Origin of the sequence: Delftia sp. ZNC0008 (genome assembly GCF_000799035.1) — a bacterium.
Taxonomy (GTDB): domain Bacteria; phylum Pseudomonadota; class Gammaproteobacteria; order Burkholderiales; family Burkholderiaceae_C; genus Comamonas; species Comamonas tsuruhatensis.
This window is the reverse complement of the sequence record NZ_JTKZ01000503.1, coordinates 1-1,913: the sequence shown is the minus strand read 5'-3', so window position 1 is coordinate 1,913 and position 1,913 is coordinate 1. Positions and strand designations below refer to the sequence as shown.

Genomic DNA, 1,913 nt, shown 5'->3' with positions numbered 1-1,913 from the left:
CCGCGTCGATGGCGCGCACCTGCGCGGGCGTGCACTCGCCCTGCAGCAGCTGGCGTGCGGCATCGGCAAACAAATCGTCTTCCATGTCTCTCTCCATTCATGACACATGACGCCAGGCCTTGGGCGTTCCGTTTGAAACTGGCGCACCTTTAACACCAGGGACACCGAGGAAGGGCCTACGCCGGCCGCGCCGCCCCGCACCGAGGGTGTCGCCCCCCGCGAAGCGAGAGGGGGCGCCGTGCAACGGGAAGACGCGCAGCGGCTCAGGGGGCGCTTCGTGTCAACGAAGCCCCAAACCTCGCGCGATCATTCCGCGCAGGATGTCGCGCGTGCCGCCGCGCAGTGAATACGAAGGCGCAACCTCCGTCACGTAGTTGAGGGTGCGCAGCAGCTCCAGCGGAACCTCGGACGCCTCGCGTGCGAACAGGTCGTCGGCGATGGCGGCGGGAATGGACTGCTCCAGCGTCGTGCCCAGCTCCTTGACCAGGGCCGCTTCGACGATGGGGCTTTCGCCGCGCACCAGCTTGTCCTGCACGGCCACCGACATGGCGCGCAGCGGGGCCAGCTCGGTGAACACGCGGCCGGCCAGGCGCAGCGCGCCTTCGCTGCGCTCGCCCGTTGCACGCAGCCAGGCCAGCCATTCGTCGAACAGCACGATGCTGGAGAACAGCCGCTCGGGCCCGCTGCGTTCGAAGGCCAGCTCGGCCGTGACCTGCTCCCAGCCCTGGCCTTCCTGGCCGATCAGGGCGTCGGGCTGCAGCTGCACGTTGTCGAAGAAGACTTCGCAGAAATGGCTGTCGCCCGAGAGGTCGGTGATGGGCCGCACGGTCACGCCCGGCAGCGACAGGTCCACGATGACCTGGGACAGCCCCTTGTGCCGGTCACCCGCCTCGCCCGAGGTGCGCACCAGGGCGATCATGTAGTGGCAGTGGTGGGCGTTGGTGGTCCAGATCTTCTGGCCGTTGAGCACGAAGCCCTTGTCATTCGGCACGGCTCGCGTCTTCACGCTGGCCAGGTCCGAGCCCGCGCCTGGCTCGCTCATGCCGATGCAAAAGAAGGCCTCGCCCCGGCAGATGCGCGGCAGGTAGAACCGCTTTTGCGCCTCGGTGCCGTACTTGAGGATCAGCGGGCCGCTCTGGCGGTCGGCAATCCAGTGCGAGCCCACGGGCGCGCCGCAGGCCAGGTATTCCTCCACCAGCACGTAGCGCGTGAAGGCGCTGCGCCCGCCGCCGCCGTACTCGCGCGGCAGGGTGACGCCTATCCAGCCCTTTTCGCCCAGCTGCCGGCTCAGTTCGGCGCTGTAGCCGCCCCAGGAGCGCGCACGCACATGGGGCGGCAGGCCGCTTATGGCCTGGGCGAGGAAGGCGCGCACCTCGGCGCGCAGGGCTTCGTCCTCGGCGGGGATGCGGGTCAGGGCAAGGGAATCAAGCACACTCATTGCAGGGCTCCATGGTTGGACCCCACTCTAGGCAGCCGGTCTGGCGCAGTCCAATATTAAAAACCGAGCCACTGATACCGTTTGAATATCAGGCAGCCTGTGCCTTGGCATGCTGCGCCGCAAAGCCCACATACCAGTCCAGGCAGCCCGGGTTGGCCATGGCCTCCTTGTTGACCACCTTGTCCAGCGGCTGGCCCAGCATCAGCTTCTTGATGGGCAGCTCCTGCTTCTTGCCGCTGAGCGTGCGCGGGATCTCGGCCACCTGCACGATCTCGTCGGGCACGAAGCGCGGCGACAGGGCCTGGCGGATGGCGCCCTGCAGGCGCGCGCGTAGGGCGTCGTCCAGATCCACGCCCGGGCGCAGCACCACGAACAGCGGCATGTAGCTTTCGCGGCCCAGGTATTCGAGGTCCACGACCATGGAGTCCAGCACTTCGGGCAGGGCCTCGACGGCGCTGTAGATCTCGCTACGCGG

The 1,913-nt window shown here is 67.9% G+C and carries 2 protein-coding genes; both read right to left on the bottom strand.

Translation table 11 applies throughout. The features are described from left to right. Positions 1-280: 280 nt before the first annotated feature. On the bottom strand, positions 281-1,438 hold the full coding sequence (locus tag L995_RS16925) for an acyl-CoA dehydrogenase family protein (RefSeq protein WP_047472726.1): 1,158 nt from the start codon (positions 1,436-1,438) through the stop codon (positions 281-283). Positions 1,439-1,526: 88 nt separating this feature from the next. After that, positions 1,527-1,913 (bottom strand): AMP-binding enzyme (locus L995_RS16920; protein ID WP_047472725.1); only part of this gene is annotated, 387 nt, incomplete at its 5' end.

What these genes read in the sequence shown, in the direction of transcription:
- L995_RS16925 (WP_047472726.1), bottom strand. Translation starts at nt 1,438, where the DNA reads ATGAGTGTGCTTGATTCCCTTGCCCTGACCCGCATCCCCGCCGAGGAC.